The following is a 15,787-nucleotide window of genomic DNA, read 5'->3' on the forward strand; positions in this document are numbered from 1 at the left end:
GCTACGCGGCCATCGCGCGCGCGAATTCCGGGTAGCATTCCGCGAGCTCGTCGCGGATCCGGCCGCGGATCAGCTCGACCGTGGCGCGATCGGGGGCGGCCGTCGCCGGCACGAGTTCCGGCGCCGCGTAGTCGAACCCGGTGCGATCGCGCACATCCTCGGCCGTGTAGCCGGGATGCACCGAGCGCAGCCGGAAGCCGCCGCGCTCGCGGTCGAAATCGAACAGCGCCAGGTTGGTCAGCAGCGCGTGCGGGCCGCCGCGCCGCTTCACCTCCGGCGTGGTCGCGGCGGCGCTGACGAAGTCCACCTTCGGCACCAGCACGCGCGGCGAATGCTCCTCGCGAAACAGGATCACCCGCGGGATGAGATGATAGAGATAGGCCGAGCCGAACGAGCCCGGCCAGCGTACGTCCATCCGCGGATAGTCGCCGGTGCCGACCAGGTTGATATTCCCGGCACCGTCGATCTGGCCGCCGCCGAGAAAGAACGCGTCGACGCGGCCCTGCGCGGCGCAGTCGAACAGCTCGACGCCGCCATTGGTGAAGAAATTGTGCCGGCTGGAGCCGAGGATCGAGATGCGGACCGGCGGCTTGCCCCTTTGCGCGTTGCGTGCGCGCAGCAGCATCGCGCCGGCCGCCGGGATCGGCGACGAGGCGCCGACGGCGACGTGGCGGACGCCGTCGAGCAGGTCGGCGATGACGGTGATCAGCAGTTCCTTGCGCGCGCGCTCGTCGTGCATGGTCATGCCACCTCCTTGCTGCGGCTCAGGAAGGCGGAAAGATAGGTGCGAAAGCCTTCGTCCGTACGCGCCATCGCGGCGTAGCGCGAAAGCTCCGCGCCATCGGTCTCGTATTCGTCCCACAGCGGCAGTGGCCAGGCGCCGTTTTCGGCGACCGCGATGGCATCGACATAGAGCGCCGGCAGCACGCCGGCGGCCGAGTCTTCGGTCGCCATCAGATCGCGATCGACGATGCGCTCGACGGTGACCAGCGTGCGCTTCGCCGCATAGGCCATGGTCGCCAGCTCACGGTAGCGGCCGATGCGGACGTTGCCGAAGCGGTCCGCCTCGGGCGCGTGGAACAGCGCCACGTCGGGCGTGATCGCCGGCACCACGACGACCTTGCCGGGCTCGCCGATTGGACTGTCGATCACCTTCCAGTCGGGGCGGACCCGCAACAGGTCGCTGCCGATGATGCCGGCGATCGGCATGAACGGCACGCCCTTCTGCCCGGCCAGCAGGCCGGCATGGATCGCAGGGCAGGTGGCGTCGCGCAAGATGATGCTGCCGTCGCGCACGGCCGCGACGAAGCGCGGTGCGCCGCCGGCCTCGCCGAGCGAGACGGCGCTGGTTTCCACCACCGTGGCCACGCCGGCGCCGATCAGCAGATCGGCCTGCAGGCCTGATATCGGTACGCAGACGAGATGCAGCCCGGTGAGGCCGGCCTCGATCATGGCCGCTGTTGCCGCCATCGAGACGCCGGCACGGTCGACCGGGATCGCGATCGATTGCCCCGATGCGATTGATGCGACGAGCGCCTCCAGGCCGACCATCTCCGTCATCGGCTTATCCTCCCGTTGTTGCTTGGCCGCCGAGTGTAGCGATGGGCCGCGGGTCTGTCAGTGCGCGTATGCGATCGTCGAGCCGCGGATGATGAGCTCCGGCGCCAGTACGATGTGGTCGGTCACGGCCTCGCGCCCGGCAAGGCGGTCGAGCAGCAGCCGCGCCGCGGCTTCGCCCATGTCGCGCTGGGCGATCCGCACCGTGGTCAGCGGCGGCGCGACCATGTCGACGAACGGCATGTCGTTGTGGCCGACCACGGAGACATCGCCGGGGCAGGCGAGGCCGCGCGCGGCGAGCGCGTCATAGACGCCGAGCGCCAGCAGGTCATTGGCGGCGACGATGGCGGTTGGGCGCGTCCGCCGCGCGAGCAGGCGCAGCGCAGCCTCGCGACCCGCAGCCCGCGTATAGGCTTCGACGGCTTCGACCGGCGCATGGCGGGCGGACAGTCCCGCAGCCGCGATGCTGGCCTCGAAGCCGGCGCGGCGGCGCGCGCCGGTCGAGATGTGCTGCGGGCCCGCGACGTGACCGATGCGGCGGTGGCCGAGCGCGACGAGATGCTGGACGGCGAGACGCATGCCGGCGGCATCGTCGCTGGCAGCCGACGGCAGCAGTCCGGCGGCATCGACGCGATTGACCAGCACAACAGGGAGCGCCGCGTCCAGGCAGTGCTTCACGACATCGTCGCGCAGGCTCACCGTCGCCAGCACCAGACCGTCGACGCCGCGGGCAATCAGCCGGTCGACCAGATCCTGCTCCGAGCCCTTGCTGCCGACGTCGACGACGATCGTCGCATAACCCTCGGCGTTGAGATGATCGGCGATGCCGGACAGCACGGGCGGGAAGCCGGGATCGGCGATATCGGGCGCGAGCACACCGATCAGGCCGCTGCGCCCGGTGCGCAGGCCCTTGGCGGCCATGTTCAGCCGATAGCCGAGCGCGTTGGCGGCGGCCTGGATCCGCTCCACGACATCGCCCGCCACCAGATGCTTCATGGCCGGGCTGAGCGCGCGCGACACCGTGGAGGGATGCACGTCGCAGCGCGCCGCGACATCCTTGATCGTCGGACGTGAGGACGCCGCTGCGCGCGGGCTCCTTGTCGATGGCGACGTCCTTTTCATCTCCGCTCCCTGATGCCGCAGCGCAACGACGTTTTGATCGCGCGGTACCTTGACACATTTTGCGTGCATGCAATAAACCCGGCTCTGCAATCGATTGCAATAGCACAATGGGAAACGCCCACATGACAGCCAGCGCGTTGAAGCCGCATCTGGTCAGCCCGGAGCATCTCGATCCGCATTGGCGCTGGGGGCGGGCGATTCCGTCGCATGGCCATGTCTCGGTGGATTTCGAGCGCCGCGTCGATTTCGACAGGTTGCGGCGCTACCGGCTGGCGCGGGCGCGCGCAGCGCTGAAGGCGTCGGGCTATGGTGCGCTGCTGCTGTTCGACGTCAACAACATTCGCTACGTGTCCGGCACCAAGATCGGCGAATGGGAGCGCGACAAGCTGTGCCGTTTCGCGCTGCTGGCCGGCGACGGCGAGCCGATCGTGTGGGATTTCGGTTCGGCAGCCGTCCACCATCGTCTGTTCTGCGACTGGCTGGCGCCTGAGAACTGCCGCGCCGGCATGCTCGGCATGCGCGGCACCGTGCCGCCGGCGGTCGGGCTGATGAAGGCGCATGCCGAGGAGGTGATGAGCCTTTTGCGCGCAGCCGGCGTTGCCGACATGCCGGTCGGCGTCGACCTCGCCGAGACCGCGATGTTCTTCGAGTTGCAGAAGGCCGGCATGAAGGTGGTCGACGGCCAGCAGGTCATGCTGGACGCGCGCGAGATCAAGAACATCGACGAGATCATGCTGTTGAATCAGGCCGCGGCCATGGTCGACGGTGTCTATCATTCGATCTACGAGCACCTGAAGCCGGGCGTGCGCGAGAACGACATCGTCGCGCTCGCCAACAAGATGCTCTACGAGATGGGCTCCGACGACGTCGAGGCGATCAATGCCATCTCCGGCGAGCGCTGCAATCCGCATCCGCACAATTTCACCGACCGCATCCTGCGTCCGGGCGACCAGGCGTTCTTCGACATCCTGCAGTCCTATCAGGGCTACCGGACCTGCTACTACCGCACCTTCAACGTCGGCCGCGCCACGCCGGCGCAGCACGATGCCTACAAGCAGTGCCGCGAATGGCTCGACAATGCGATCGCGCTGATCAAGCCGGGCGTCTCGACCGACACCGTCGCCAAGGTCTGGCCAAAGGCCGAGGAGTTCGGCTTTCCCTCGGAGATGGCGGCCTTCGGCTTGCAGTTCGGCCATGGACTTGGACTTGCGCTGCATGAGCGTCCGATCATCTCCCGGCTGGTCTCGCTGGACAATCCGATGGAGATCAAGACCGGCATGGTGTTCGCGCTCGAGACCTACTGTCCGGCGACCGACGGCTTCTCGGCTGCGCGGATCGAGGAGGAGGTCGTGGTCACCGACAAGGGCTGCCAGGTGATCACGCTGTTTCCTGCGGAAGAGCTGCCGATCGCCAACCGCTACTGAGCGGATGGGCAATGCGCCCAATAGAGCGATCTTTGTGATTTTCGTCATTGCGAGCGAAGCGACGTGTCCGCCGTAGCTCGAAGAGCGAAGGCGGAAGCAATCCAGGGCGGGAGTCGTGACTCTGGATTGCTTCGTCGCTTCGCTCCTCGCAATGACGAAGACTGTGATCAGTAACGAGGAGAGGACGATGACCGCGACGCATTCGCTCGGCTGGATCGGCATGGGGCGCATGGGCTATCCGATGGCTGAGCGCCTGCTCAAGGCCGGCCACAAGGTGTCGATCTACAATCGCACCCGCGCCAAGGCCGAGCCGCTGGCGGCGAAAGGCGGCGTCATCGTCGATCATCCCCGCGATCTCGCCGCGTGCGACATCGTGTTCACGATGGTGTCGACCGGCAAGGATCTCGAGCAGGTGTATTTCGGCGACCACGGCCTGGTGGCCGCAAGTTCTGGATCGCGTCCCCAGATCCTGGTGGACTGCTCCTCGATCGGTATCGAGCAGTCGGAGGCGATCGCCGCCAAGCTGAATCAGCTCGGTTGCGAGTTCGTTCGCGCGCCGGTGTCCGGCAATGGCAAATGCGTCAAGGCCGGCAAGCTGTCGTCGGTCGTCTCCGGCCCCAAGGCCGCGTTCGATACGATCGAGCCGTATCTCGCCAAGATCGCCGTCTCCGGCGTGTCCTATGTCGGCGAGGGCGAGCTCGCGCGCATCTGCAAGATCGCGCACAACGTGTTCCTCGGCGTCGTGATCCAGAACCTCGCCGAGATCACCATCCTGGCGCAGAAGGCCGGCGTGCCGCGCCATGCCTTTCTCAACTTCATGAATGCCAGCGTGATGGGCTCGACCTTCACGAAGTACAAGAGCAACGCGCTGGTCAATCTCGATTGGACCACGACCTTCACGCCGCCGCTCTTGCGCAAGGATCTCGATCTCGGCCTGTCGGCGGCGCGCCAGCTCGACGTCGCCATGCCGGTGACGGCGGCGACGCGCGAGGCGCTGCAGGCCCATGTCGGCGCCGCCTCGCTGCAATCGGACCCGGCCGCTTATCTGGAGAAGGATTTTGCGGCGCTGCTGGAGACGGTGGCGCTCGCCGCCGGTCTCAAGCTGCAGCCGGAAAACGTGCCGATGCCGACCGGGCTGGAAACCGAGGGCTAAGCAGGCGCAGGGGTCGTGAGGGCCCGCCAGCGCGTGTCGCGCGCCGACGGCCGGCGGTGCAGGCGGGTGTCGAGCACCTCGCGGGCCTGGGTCAGCGCGCCGCTGCGGATCAGGGACAGGATGTAGGTGTCCTCGATCACCTCGCGCTGGGCGTGGCTGCCGCCGATGCGGGCGAGGTCGCCGATGACAGGGGTGAGCTCACGCGCGCAGGCGCGCCAATTCTCTTCGGCGAAGGCGCGCAGCGCCCGCAGCATGTGCGGCACGATGCGGCCCGCCGGCAGCGTGCCTTCGGTCTGCCGCCGCTCGATCGCGGCGAGACGGCCCTTGAGCGCCGCGGTATCATCGGTGGCCGCAGCGATCATCACCAGGTGCATCTCGATGAAGGCGAGCGTCGAGCCCGTGAAACGGGGGCTGGCATAGGCCGCCACCTCGGCCCAAGCGCCACCCGGCACGGTGTAGTTCTCCGCCAGCAGTCGCCACAGCAGCGAGGCGCAGTCCGACAGCGTGTTGAGCGGCGGCGCGGTGTCCATCGTCGGTACCAGCACGTCGGTGTAGACTTTGAGTGCCCCGGCGGCATCGCCGCGGTCCAGGGCGCCGAGCGCCTGGTGCCAGCAGATATGACCGTGCAGCATCCCGGTGCGATCGTAGTCGCCGATCCACCCCTCGACGAGCGCATCGGCCTCGTCCAGCGCACCAGCCTCGAACATCGCATGAAGCAGCGCATGCACGGCATAAGCGTTGTGCCGGCGCAACGCGAAGCTGCGCTCGGTGACGGCGCGTCCCTGCGCGATATCACCGGCCTCGGTGAGCGCCCAGCCGTGGTTCGATAGGAACCACCAGTCCTCGCCATAGGCGGCGGCAAACCGGTCGCACAGCTCGCGTCGGGCGGCGTCGTGATCTCTGCGACCGGAAAAGGCCAGCAGGCCGAAGGCGCCGAGCGGCAGCGCCATGATCATGGCGTCACGCGGCCAGCCTTCCAGATGGGCCAAGGTCGCGTCGAGCGCGTCGGTGCCGCGGCCCTCGATGGCGAGCACCAGGGTCGCGACATGGCTCTGCTCGCGCGGCGTGCCGCGCCTGGCGACGAGGTCGCGGGCGCGCTTGATGGTCTGCAGCGCCGCCTCGCGCTGCATATAGATGGCATGAATGCGCGCGCGGGCGGCGTGCGCCAGCGCGAAATCCGGATCGAGCATGATCGCCCGCTCGAACGCATCTGCCGCGCTGGGCCAGAAGGCGAGCAGCAGGTCGACGCCCTCGCGATAGGCCGCGGCCGCATCAGTGGAGGCGGTCGACAGGGGCAGGCCGTAGCGATCCTCCTCCATCTCAGCCCACCCGCGGCCTGCGGCCCTCGATCGGATAGGCCGGATCGTTGTAGCCGGGCGTCGAAGCGTGACCGGTCACGACCAGCCGGTCGATCAGCGCCTCGTCGTCGGCGGCGAAGGGATAGTCGAGCGCGCGGATGTAGTCGTCCCATTGCGCCTCGGTGCGCGGACCCGCGATCACCGAGCTGATGAAGGCGGAGTTGAGCACCCAGGACACGGCGAACTGCCCCGGCGTGAAGCCCTTCGTCTCGGCGTGGCGCTTGATCTCCTGCGCCAGCTTCAGCGATTCGGGCCGCCACTCGGTCTGCATCATCCTGGTGTCGTTGCGGCCGGCGCGGGTCTCCTTGTCCGGCGGCGCATCGGGGCTGTACTTGCCGGTGAGCACGCCGCGCGCCAGCGGGCTGTAAGGCACGACGCCGAGGCCGTAATAGCCGCAGGCCGGCAAGTGCTCGACCTCGGGCATCCGGTTCATCGCGTTGTAGTAGGGCTGGCTGACGACAGGACGGTCGATGCCCATGCCGTCGCAGAGATTGCAGATCTCGGCGAGCCGCCAGGCGCGGTAGTTGGAGACGCCGAAATACCGGATCTTGCCGGCGCGCATGAGGTCGCCAACGGCGCGCACGGTCTCCTCCAGCGGCGTCGCGTGGTCCTCCTTGTGCAAATAGTAGATGTCGATATGCCCGGTGCCGAGCCGCCGCAGGCTTTCGTCCGCGGCCTGCATTACCCAGCGCCGCGACAGGCCGGCGCGGTTCGGATCGTCGCCCATCGGGTTGGCGAGCTTGGTGGCGACGATCCAGCGGTCGCGCTCGCGCGCGATGGTGCGGCCGACCACCTCCTCCGACGCGCCCTTGTTGTAGGCATCCGCAGTGTCGATGAAGTTGACGCCGGCGTCACGCGCCTTGGCGATGATGCGGGCCGATGTCGGCTCGTCGGTGGGACCTCCGAACATCATCGTGCCCAGGCAGATCGGCGACACTTTCAGGCCGGAACGGCCGAGCTGGCGATATTGCATTCTTGCCTCATTTCCAAACCATCACCGCCCGCGGACGGAGTGGATACGATAGCTCTCTCTGCGCGTCATTGCGAGCCACCGGGTCCGCGCGGATGCGCGGCCCGATGACAGGCTCCGCGAAGCAATCCAGAGCCGGGGCGGGACTCTGGATTGCTTCCGCCTTCGCCCGATCGGCTTCGGCGGACGCGTCGTCGCTGCGCTCCTCGCAATGACGGCGGAGAGAGTAGGGCTCTCACTCGCTTTTCAGGATCTTGAACACGCCCGACGCCATCGCGATCACGCGATGCCCGGCCGTCACCTCGGTGGTGATGAACACCAGGCTGCGGGTGATCCGCACCACATGCGGCCGCGACACCAGGGTCTCGCCGATCTTGCCGGACTCGACGAAATGCGTGTCGAACTGGATCGTCGCCATGTGCTCCTTGCCCGCGGCATGGCGGGCCATCATGCCGCAACTGCGGTCCGCCAGCGTCATGATCACGCCGCCCTGGACCAGGCCGCGGCGGTTGTGATGCTTGTCCTCGGTGACGATGGCGTATTCATGGGCGCCGTCGACGACGCGCTGCCACAGCGGGCCGATCAGGTGCAGGAAGCCCGAGGTGTCGACGATCTCCCAGCCGTCGGACGTCATCCTGGCCGCGGCTGATTTCGTCATCGCTGAAGACCTTTCCTGTCGCGCCCGAAATCCGGCTCGCAGATCGTTTCATCCGTCGCTGGCCTGGTGTAGTCAAGCTGCATGCCCATGCCGTTCGACGATGCCACGAGGCGGAAAATCGCAGGCTGCTGTGCCGGTTTCGTGCGGCTGGAGGCGACTGCGGGGGCGGCCTCGCTGAAGCGCGCGGCGGTGGTGATCGCGCTGGCGCCCCACCACGAGACCGGCAACACGGCGCTGCTGCTCACGCTGCGTGCTGCAGGGCTGCGCAGCCATGGCGGGCAATGGGCGCTGCCGGGCGGACGCTGCGATGCCGGCGAGACGACGGTCGAGGCCGCCCTCCGCGAGCTCGCGGAAGAGCTTGGGCTGAGCCTGGCGCCGGATGCGGTGCTGGGCATGCTCGACGACTATCCGACACGGTCGGGCTATCTGATTACCCCCGTCGTCGTATGGGCGGCCAATGGCCGCACGCTGCGGCCGAATCCGGACGAGGTCGCGTCGGTGCACCGGATCGGCCTCGACACGATCACGGCGGATGACGCGTTCGATTTCACCGCGATCCCCGAGAGCACGCGGCGCGTCATCCGGTTTCACGCCCGCGAGGGCCTCATTCACGCACCCACCGCGGCGCTGATCTATCAGTTCCGGGAGGTGCTGTCCGGCCGCGACACCCGGGTGCATGAGCTGGAACAGCCGGTGTTTGCCTGGAAGTAGCCGCCGTTTCGGCTACAAGGGCGGCATGCTTCATCAGCCGATTCGCACGCTTGTCCTGATTGTCGCCTGCGCCGGGTCCGGCGCGCCGCCTCTGCTGGCCGCGGAACCCGGCGCACCGGTCGCCCCGCGCGAAGCTTTGGCGCAGATGGCATCGCCCGCCGCGATTGCGGAGTATCGGCGCAAACTCGCCGAATATCAGCAGGCGCGCGCGGAGTTCGACCAGGAGGCGGGCGCCTATTGGAAGGCGATCGCCGACAAGCGCCGTGCGCGCAATGCCAAGCGCCGCGATCGTCAGCCGATCGGGCTCGACGACTATGTGCTGGAGCAGCCGCCGGTCTACACCGGGCCGAAGCGGCCGGTGAATCCCGAGCCGGAACCTGAGGGCGAGCCGCGCGAGCGCAAATACATCCCTGTGGTCGCCGACCTCGTGAAGGCGGCACAGGAGCATTTCCAATGGTCGCCGCAGCGCCCCGCCAGCGACATCGATTTCAAGCGCGCCTATGCGCGCTTCGCCGCGGCGTCGGGACTGACTCGCGAGCAGGCGGTGCGCGTCTATGCCTTCGAGACCGGCGGCAACGGCAAGCACGACTCGCAATCGGGCTTCAAGGGCAACCGCGCGATCTCGACGGCGATCGGCTACAATCAGCTCTTGACCACCAACAGCGTCGAGCTGCTCGCCGAGCAGGGTCCGCTGTTCATCCGCCTGCTCGGTGAACGCGTGGCGCGGACGTCCGGGCCGGCACGCGGCGCGATGGAGCACAAGCTCGCGGTCCTGAAGAAGATGGTCGCAATCGCGCGCTCCGTACCGGACGACTGGTCGGCGCATGAGAAGATCGGCAACACGCCGCAGGGCTGGGCCATGCACGCGATGGTGCTCGACATCGACGTCGGGCCGATGCTGCAGACGCACAAGCTACTGACGTCGGTGCTGTTCGCACGCGCCAAGGGCTACACGAGGCCGCTTTCGGCCGCCGAGCTCGAAATGATGAATCTCACCGGCGACGGCACGGGCTTCGACATGGTGACGATGCCGCTCGAGATGCGCGATCAGGTTCCGACCGCCAACTTCTTCCAGCGCGGCGGCTATGAGCGCAATCCGGTCGCCGTTCGCCACAACACTGTGGCGAAGCTGCTTGCGGTGACGGATTCCAGGATGGACTCGCTCAGCAGCCTGCCCGGCGCCAAGGAGCTGGCGGCCGCGTTCTGAGGCTGCGCGCGCTCGCCTCTACTCATCCGCGCCGAACGAGAAGCTGCCGTCGCCGTCGAGATAGGGGGCGGTCCGCATGTAGAGCTGACCGTTCTGGCCGACGAAGAACAGCGTGCCCTTCGGCACCTTCTTGGCACCCTTGAGCAGCATGTCGGCGTTCTTGGTGCCCATCTTGTAGGCGAGCGTCTTGCCGTCCTTGCCATAGGCGTAACCCATGTCGGGCTTCAGCTCCCACGGCTCCGGCGGTGCGGCGCAGCTCACGCTGGTCAGTGCGCCGAGCGCCCCCAGGGCGATCAGGGCTTTCAGAAACGGGCTCTTCATGTCCTCCTCCAATCGATGTCGTCTCGAACAAATCGCGAACGCGTTGGCATCATCGTGGCCCCGTCGCAGCGCGGTGATCGTTGGCGGATTTTCCATTCGCCGATCTCGCGATTATCCTGCAGCGTGGTTTAGAAACATAGGCCAAGAAAACACTTTGGGGATGATTCGGATGAGCCTCGTCACGAAGATCGGTTGGGTTGCGGCGTTGTCGCTGGTGACGTTGGCATCCGCCCGGGCCGACGACTTCAAGCTGTCCAACAACCAGCGCATCGCCTGCAGCCGCGGTCTCTCCGCCGGCAAGCTCAATACGGCCGTTTGCAAGTCCTACGCCTACCTCTTCAACGTGAAGACCTCGGAATATTTCCGCTGCCAGGTCTCACTGTCGCTGACCCGGGACAACAAGGAGGTCATCAACGTCCAGACCGACGGCGGCTGCACCAGGAAGCCGCGCGTGTTCGACACCGATTCCAAATACGAGTTCGATGCCACCGAGACCGAGCCGGCGAACACCAACTCCTTCTTCGGCAATGGCGGCTATTCGATCTGGGTGGCGGATACGACCCAGCAGAAAGTGCGCGGCTGCATGACGATCTCGTCCGGGCTCGGCTCGGACATCTCCAAGTGCGTCGACATGACGTTCCAATGAGCGGCGGCCTTGCGAGGGAGGCAGCCCGCCGCTCTGGGCTGCACCTGCGGTTCAAGCTGGTGTTACTGTCAATGTAAGATTGAACGCGGGGGCGCATCGGTCCCGGCCTCGCGCCGTGGGAGCGGGAGAGGCTGGTGCGCCAGTCTTTCGGATGGGTTGACCCCGCGCCCGCAGCCGTCCAATTTGCGGCAAAATCAATGGGAGGATCCATGCGTTTCTCGAAAATCTCTGGCACTGCAACCGGTTTCATTCTGGCGGCCGCCTGCATGCTCGCGGCGCCGGCGGCGCAGGCACAGAGCTTCATCAACGTGCTCACCGGCGGCACGTCGGGCGTCTACTATCCGCTCGGCGTCGCCATCGGGAAGATCTACGGCGACAAGATCCCCAATGTGAAAACCCAGGTGCAGGCGACCAAGGCCTCGGTCGAGAACCTGATCCTGCTGCAGCAGGGACGCGGCGAGCTCGCCTTCGCGCTCGGCGACTCCCTGAAGGCCGCCTGGAACGGCGAGGAGGAGGCCGGTTTCAAGACCAAGCTGGACAAGCTGCGCACCATCGGCGCGATCTATCCGAACTACATCCAGATCGTCGCGACGGCCGAATCCGGCATCAAGACGCTGGCGGACCTCAAGGGCAAGAGCCTGTCGGTCGGCGCGCCGAAGTCCGGCACCGAGCTCAACTCGCGCGCGATCCTCGCCGCTGCCGGCATGAGCTACAAGGATCTCGGCAAGGTGGAGTATCTGCCCTTCGCTGAATCCGTCGACCTGATGAAGAACCGGCAGCTCGGCGCCACCTTGCAGTCGGCTGGCCTCGGCGTCGCATCGTTGAAGGATCTGTCGACCTCGTCGCCGATCACCGTGGTGTCGGTGCCGAAGGAGGTCGTCGACAAGATCGGGCCCCCGTTCGTCGCGGCGACCATCCCGGCCAACACCTATACCGGCCAGGACAAGGACGTGCCGACCGCGGCCGTGATCAACTATCTCGTCACCAGCTCGGCGGTATCAGACGATCTCGCCTATCAGATGACCAAGCTGATCTTCGAGTCGCTGCCGGAGCTCGCCAATGCGCACGCCGCCGGCAAGGAGATCAAGCTGGAGACGGCGGCGCAGGACAGCCCGGTGCCGCTGCACCCGGGCGCGATCCGCTACTACAAGGAAAAGGGCATCCTGAAATAAGGACGCTGCTCGCCCGGCGTGCCTTGCAAGCCGGGTCATTCGCAACCGGCTGCGCGGGAAACCTTCCGCGCAGTCTTGTCGTTCAGGTGATTGCGGCCATGGTCAGCAGCGCCTGATGGGCGCGTTGGGGGGATCATGACGATCGAAGCCGTGAACATGGAAACGCCGGTCAAGGTCGAGTTCGACAATTTCGAGCACGGCTTTCCGGAGGGCTTCGGTCCCGGCCGCTGGGGCTATCTGGCCTACGGCATCGGTCTCGCGTTCGCCCTATTCCAGCTTTATGTCGCCGCCTTCAACTATCTGCCGAGCCAGGTCGTGCGCGGCGTCCATGTCGGCTTCCTGCTGCTGCTCACCTTCGGCCTGATCGGCAACTTCACCGCCAGGACCGATGCGGGGCGCATCGCCGGCTGGACCATCGGCGCCATCGGCTTCCTTTGCGGCCTCTATCAGTGGATCTTCTACGCCGACCTGATCGCGCGCGATGGCGATCCGACCCGCGTCGATCTCGTGGTCGGAACCCTGCTGGCGGTCCTGATCTTCGAGGGCACGCGCCGGCTGATGGGACTCGCGCTGCCGCTGATGTGCGGCGCCTGCCTGTTGTACTGGTTCTTCGGCCAGTATCTGCCGGCGCCGCTCAACCATCGCGGTTATGATTTCGATCAGATCGTCACGCATCTGTCGTTTGGCACCGAGGGCTTCTACGGCGTGCCGATCTACGTCTCGGCGACCTACATCTTCCTGTTCATCCTGTTCGGCTCGTTCCTCGAGCATGCCGGCATGATCCAGCTGTTCACCGACGTCTCGCTCGGCCTGTTCGGTCGCACCCGCGGCGGTCCGGCCAAGGTCGCGGTGTTCGCCTCCGGCATGATGGGCACGATCTCGGGCTCGGGCGTCGCCAATGTCGTCACCGTCGGCCAGTTCACGATTCCGCTGATGATCCGGTTCGGCTACCGCCGCGCCTTTGCGGCCGGCGTCGAGGCCACCGCGTCGATGGGCGGCCAGATCATGCCGCCCGTGATGGGCGCGGTCGCCTTCATCATGGCCGAGACGCTGGGCGTCGACTACTCGGTGATCGTCAAGGCCGCCGTGATCCCGGCGATCCTGTATTTCGCCTCGGCGTTCTGGATGGTGCACCTGGAGGCCGGCAAGCACGGCCTGACCGGCATGAAGACGTCGGAGATCCCGAGCGCCTGGAAGGCGCTGGTGGCGCGCTGGTATCTCGTGCTGCCGCTCGCCGCGCTGGTCTACATGCTGTTCGAGGGCTTCACGCCGCTGTATGCGGGCTCGATGGGACTCGCGCTGACGGTGGCGCTGATCCTGGGCACCTCGATCACCATGGGCTTCTCCAACCAGGTGCTGCGCTACGTATTCTGGATCGGGCTCGCGCTCGTCGTCGGCGCGCTGTCGCGCAACGGCCTGCAGATCATTCCCGTCGCCTCCGTCGTCGTCGCGCTCATCGTCATCACCGGCTTCGTGCGCGGCGGCATGGGCACCTTGCACGCCTGCCGCGATTCTCTGGCGGAAAGTGCGAAGTCGGCGCTGACCGTCGGCATGGCCTGCGCCATCGTCGGCGTCATCATCGGCATGATGACCCAGACCGGCGTCGGCTCGATCTTCGGCAGCTGGGTGATCGGCCTCGGCAAGACCAGCCTGTTCGCGGCGCTGATCATGACCATGCTGCTGTCGATCCTGCTCGGCACCGGCATCCCGACCATCCCGACCTACATCATCACCGCAGCGCTCGCAGCCCCCGCGCTCGCCAAGCTGGGCGTGCCGCTGATCGCGAGCCACATGTTCGCGTTCTACTACGGCATCATGGCCGATCTTTCACCACCGGTCGCGCTGGCCGCGCTGGCCGCCGCCCCGATCGCCAAGGAGAATCCCGACAAGATCGGGTGGGAGGCGATGCGGATCGCGCTCGCCGGCTATGTCATTCCGTTTCTGTTCGTCTACTCGCCCGCGCTGATGCTGCAGCCAGGCGACCCGATGGAGGCGCAACTCGGCTTCATCGGCGCGGTCGCCTATGCCTCCGTCAAGGCGCTGATCTCGATCGGCTTGTTCGGCATGGTGGCGATCGGCTTCCTGTACGTGCGCATGACCCTGGTCGAGCGCCTGCTGGCGTTTGTCGCGTCGGTCTGCCTGCTTGGCGAATTTCCCTACAGCGACATGCTGGGATTTGCACTGGCGGTGGTGATCGTGGCGTGGCAGTGGCGGCAGCGGCCGCCGGCTGCCGTGGCGGCCTCCGCTTGAGCCTCTGCCTCGCGTCATCGGGTGTGGTGAAGGCGCTGGCCCTCGCCGGCTTCACCTTGGCCTGGACCCACTCGGTCGAGAAGACCGCGTGGCAGGAGGACTGGCGCGTCACGCCTGACGGTCTCGAACTGGTGCAGGCCCGCGTCAAGGGCTCCGGCGCCGGCATGGAGCCGCCGCCGGAGGCACGGCTGGTCGATGGCTGGTTCCAATGGCAGGCCCAGCGGGGTCCGCTGTCGCGGATCGTGCTCGCCAATTCCGGCGCGGCCGGCGAGTGGCGCATCTGCGCGGACGGGCAATGCCGGACGCTGTCGGACATCTTCGGCCATGACATCGGCGCCGCGACGATCACGATGAGCGCCTGTACCGAATAACGAACAAACGACGGGAGAACGCGATGGATCGTCTCAGGGGCAAGGTGGCGCTGGTGGTCGGTGCGGGCTCGATCGGGCCGGGCTGGGGCAACGGCAAGGCCACGGCCGTGACCTTTGCGCGGCAGGGCGCCAAGGTGTTCTGCGTCGACCGCAACAAGGACGCCGCCGCGGAGACGGCCTCGATCATTTCAGGCGAAGGCGGGCAGGCCGAGGCGTTCACCGCCGATGTCTCGAAGGCCGTCGAGGTCGAGGCGATGGTGAAGGCTTGCGTTGCCGCCTATGGCCGCATCGACGTGCTCGACAACAATGTCGGCATTGCCGAGATGGGCAGCGTGGTCGATGTCGATGAAGCGGAATGGGACCGCGTGTTCGCGGTCAACCTGAAGAGCGCCTATCTCGCCATGAAGCACGTCATTCCAGTGATGATCGGGCAGGGCGGCGGCTCCATCATCAACATCTCCTCAGTGGCCTCGATCCGCCAGGTCGGCATTTCCTATGTCAGCTATGGCGCCAGCAAGGCGGCGATGAACCAGATGACACGCACGACCGCGGTCGAGTTCGCGCCGAAGCACGTCCGCGTCAATGCGATCCTGCCCGGGCTGATGAAGACGCCGATGGTCGAGCACTCCGCGGGGCTGGCCGCGAGCTACGCCAAGGGCGATGTCGAGGAGATGTGGAAGAAGCGGGATGCGCAGGTGCCGATGGGACATATGGGCGACGCCTTCGACGTCGCCAATGCCGCCTTGTTCCTCGCCTCCGACGAGTCGCGCTATGTCACCGGCACCATGCTTGTGGTGGATGGCGGGCTGACCTGCAGGAGCTAACTCTCTCTGCGTCATTGCGAGCGAAGCGAAGCAATCCAGGGCC

The 15,787-nt window shown here is 66.7% G+C and carries 16 protein-coding genes; 9 read left to right on the top strand and 7 right to left on the bottom strand.

The window, feature by feature from the left end:
• Position 1: 1 nt before the first annotated feature.
• Genes ACQR1D_RS04685 through ACQR1D_RS04695 form a run of 3 tightly spaced genes read right to left on the bottom strand, consistent with a single transcriptional unit; the run spans position 2 to position 2,679 of the window.
• Positions 2–745, bottom strand: a complete 744-nt coding sequence (locus ACQR1D_RS04685) for a CoA-transferase (RefSeq protein ID WP_434838054.1) — start codon at positions 743–745, stop codon at positions 2–4.
• Positions 742–1,560: a CoA transferase subunit A gene (locus tag ACQR1D_RS04690; RefSeq protein WP_316181075.1), complete on the bottom strand. Its 819-nt coding sequence runs from the start codon at positions 1,558–1,560 to the stop codon at positions 742–744. Before ACQR1D_RS04690 ends, ACQR1D_RS04685 begins: the two co-directional genes overlap by 4 nt.
• Positions 1,561–1,617: 57 nt before the next feature.
• Positions 1,618–2,679: a LacI family DNA-binding transcriptional regulator gene (locus ACQR1D_RS04695; RefSeq protein ID WP_316181076.1), complete on the bottom strand. Its 1,062-nt coding sequence runs from the start codon at positions 2,677–2,679 to the stop codon at positions 1,618–1,620.
• A gap of 122 nt (positions 2,680–2,801) precedes the next feature.
• Here ACQR1D_RS04695 and ACQR1D_RS04700 point away from each other — a divergent pair, with 122 nt between their 5' ends.
• Positions 2,802–4,103, top strand: coding sequence for a M24 family metallopeptidase (locus tag ACQR1D_RS04700; RefSeq protein WP_315758877.1), 1,302 nt, complete (start codon positions 2,802–2,804; stop codon positions 4,101–4,103).
• A 187-nt stretch (positions 4,104–4,290) separates the two neighbouring features.
• Positions 4,291–5,256, top strand: coding sequence for an NAD(P)-dependent oxidoreductase (locus ACQR1D_RS04705; RefSeq protein WP_316181080.1), 966 nt, complete (start codon positions 4,291–4,293; stop codon positions 5,254–5,256).
• On the opposite strand, the gene ACQR1D_RS04710 is transcribed toward ACQR1D_RS04705, so the two are convergent.
• From ACQR1D_RS04710 to ACQR1D_RS04720, 3 genes are all read right to left on the bottom strand, one after another.
• A complete protein-coding gene (locus tag ACQR1D_RS04710; protein WP_434838053.1) occupies positions 5,253–6,575 on the bottom strand; it encodes a tetratricopeptide repeat protein in 1,323 nt (440 codons plus the stop codon). The genes ACQR1D_RS04705 and ACQR1D_RS04710 overlap by 4 nt on opposite strands.
• Before the next feature lies 1 nt (position 6,576).
• Positions 6,577–7,587, bottom strand: coding sequence for an aldo/keto reductase (locus ACQR1D_RS04715; protein WP_316181083.1), 1,011 nt, complete (start codon positions 7,585–7,587; stop codon positions 6,577–6,579).
• Positions 7,588–7,819: 232 nt separating this feature from the next.
• Positions 7,820–8,242, bottom strand: a complete 423-nt coding sequence (locus tag ACQR1D_RS04720) for a PaaI family thioesterase (RefSeq protein ID WP_315804635.1) — start codon at positions 8,240–8,242, stop codon at positions 7,820–7,822.
• 81 nt (positions 8,243–8,323) lie between these two features.
• Here ACQR1D_RS04720 and ACQR1D_RS04725 point away from each other — a divergent pair, with 81 nt between their 5' ends.
• Positions 8,324–8,953: an NUDIX hydrolase gene (locus ACQR1D_RS04725; protein WP_434838052.1), complete on the top strand. Its 630-nt coding sequence runs from the start codon at positions 8,324–8,326 to the stop codon at positions 8,951–8,953.
• Positions 8,954–8,978: 25 nt separating this feature from the next.
• A complete protein-coding gene (locus ACQR1D_RS04730; protein WP_316218053.1) occupies positions 8,979–10,160 on the top strand; it encodes a hypothetical protein in 1,182 nt (393 codons plus the stop codon).
• 18 nt (positions 10,161–10,178) lie between these two features.
• Here ACQR1D_RS04730 and ACQR1D_RS04735 read toward each other — a convergent pair whose 3' ends face one another.
• On the bottom strand, positions 10,179–10,481 hold the full coding sequence (locus tag ACQR1D_RS04735) for a hypothetical protein (protein WP_315804632.1): 303 nt from the start codon (positions 10,479–10,481) through the stop codon (positions 10,179–10,181).
• A 169-nt stretch (positions 10,482–10,650) separates the two neighbouring features.
• On the opposite strand from ACQR1D_RS04735, the gene ACQR1D_RS04740 reads away from it, so the two are divergent.
• From ACQR1D_RS04740 to ACQR1D_RS04760, 5 genes are all read left to right on the top strand, one after another.
• Positions 10,651–11,127 (top strand): hypothetical protein, encoded by a 477-nt coding sequence (locus tag ACQR1D_RS04740; protein ID WP_315804631.1) that lies wholly within the window; start codon positions 10,651–10,653, stop codon positions 11,125–11,127.
• 209 nt (positions 11,128–11,336) lie between these two features.
• Entirely contained in the window at positions 11,337–12,299 is a 963-nt protein-coding gene (locus ACQR1D_RS04745) for a TAXI family TRAP transporter solute-binding subunit (protein ID WP_315804630.1), read from the top strand.
• Positions 12,300–12,455: 156 nt separating this feature from the next.
• The gene (locus ACQR1D_RS04750) at positions 12,456–14,549 is read left to right on the top strand and encodes a TRAP transporter permease (protein ID WP_434838204.1); all 2,094 of its coding nucleotides are present in this window, start codon (positions 12,456–12,458) and stop codon (positions 14,547–14,549) included.
• Positions 14,546–14,920: a DUF1850 domain-containing protein gene (locus ACQR1D_RS04755; protein WP_315804629.1), complete on the top strand. Its 375-nt coding sequence runs from the start codon at positions 14,546–14,548 to the stop codon at positions 14,918–14,920. Before ACQR1D_RS04750 ends, ACQR1D_RS04755 begins: the two co-directional genes overlap by 4 nt.
• Positions 14,921–14,943: 23 nt before the next feature.
• Entirely contained in the window at positions 14,944–15,744 is an 801-nt protein-coding gene (locus tag ACQR1D_RS04760; RefSeq protein ID WP_315804628.1) for an SDR family NAD(P)-dependent oxidoreductase, read from the top strand.
• Positions 15,745–15,787: the final 43 nt, after the last annotated feature.

Source organism: Bradyrhizobium sp. HKCCYLRH2047 (assembly GCF_051168175.1).
Taxonomy (GTDB): Bacteria; Pseudomonadota; Alphaproteobacteria; order Rhizobiales; family Xanthobacteraceae; genus Bradyrhizobium.

Excerpts from the sequence above, each read along its gene's own strand:
- ACQR1D_RS04685 (WP_434838054.1), bottom strand. The coding sequence starts at position 745 with ATGACCATGCACGACGAGCGCGCGCGCAAGGAACTGCTGATCACCGTC.
- ACQR1D_RS04690 (WP_316181075.1), bottom strand. The coding sequence starts at position 1,560 with ATGACGGAGATGGTCGGCCTGGAGGCGCTCGTCGCATCAATCGCATCG.
- ACQR1D_RS04695 (WP_316181076.1), bottom strand. The coding sequence starts at position 2,679 with ATGAAAAGGACGTCGCCATCGACAAGGAGCCCGCGCGCAGCGGCGTCC.
- ACQR1D_RS04700 (WP_315758877.1), top strand. The coding sequence starts at position 2,802 with ATGACAGCCAGCGCGTTGAAGCCGCATCTGGTCAGCCCGGAGCATCTC.
- ACQR1D_RS04705 (WP_316181080.1), top strand. The coding sequence starts at position 4,291 with ATGACCGCGACGCATTCGCTCGGCTGGATCGGCATGGGGCGCATGGGC.
- ACQR1D_RS04710 (WP_434838053.1), bottom strand. The coding sequence starts at position 6,575 with ATGGAGGAGGATCGCTACGGCCTGCCCCTGTCGACCGCCTCCACTGAT.
- ACQR1D_RS04715 (WP_316181083.1), bottom strand. The coding sequence starts at position 7,587 with ATGCAATATCGCCAGCTCGGCCGTTCCGGCCTGAAAGTGTCGCCGATC.
- ACQR1D_RS04720 (WP_315804635.1), bottom strand. The coding sequence starts at position 8,242 with ATGACGAAATCAGCCGCGGCCAGGATGACGTCCGACGGCTGGGAGATC.
- ACQR1D_RS04725 (WP_434838052.1), top strand. The coding sequence starts at position 8,324 with ATGCCCATGCCGTTCGACGATGCCACGAGGCGGAAAATCGCAGGCTGC.
- ACQR1D_RS04730 (WP_316218053.1), top strand. The coding sequence starts at position 8,979 with ATGCTTCATCAGCCGATTCGCACGCTTGTCCTGATTGTCGCCTGCGCC.
- ACQR1D_RS04735 (WP_315804632.1), bottom strand. The coding sequence starts at position 10,481 with ATGAAGAGCCCGTTTCTGAAAGCCCTGATCGCCCTGGGGGCGCTCGGC.
- ACQR1D_RS04740 (WP_315804631.1), top strand. The coding sequence starts at position 10,651 with ATGAGCCTCGTCACGAAGATCGGTTGGGTTGCGGCGTTGTCGCTGGTG.
- ACQR1D_RS04745 (WP_315804630.1), top strand. The coding sequence starts at position 11,337 with ATGCGTTTCTCGAAAATCTCTGGCACTGCAACCGGTTTCATTCTGGCG.
- ACQR1D_RS04750 (WP_434838204.1), top strand. The coding sequence starts at position 12,456 with ATGGAAACGCCGGTCAAGGTCGAGTTCGACAATTTCGAGCACGGCTTT.
- ACQR1D_RS04760 (WP_315804628.1), top strand. The coding sequence starts at position 14,944 with ATGGATCGTCTCAGGGGCAAGGTGGCGCTGGTGGTCGGTGCGGGCTCG.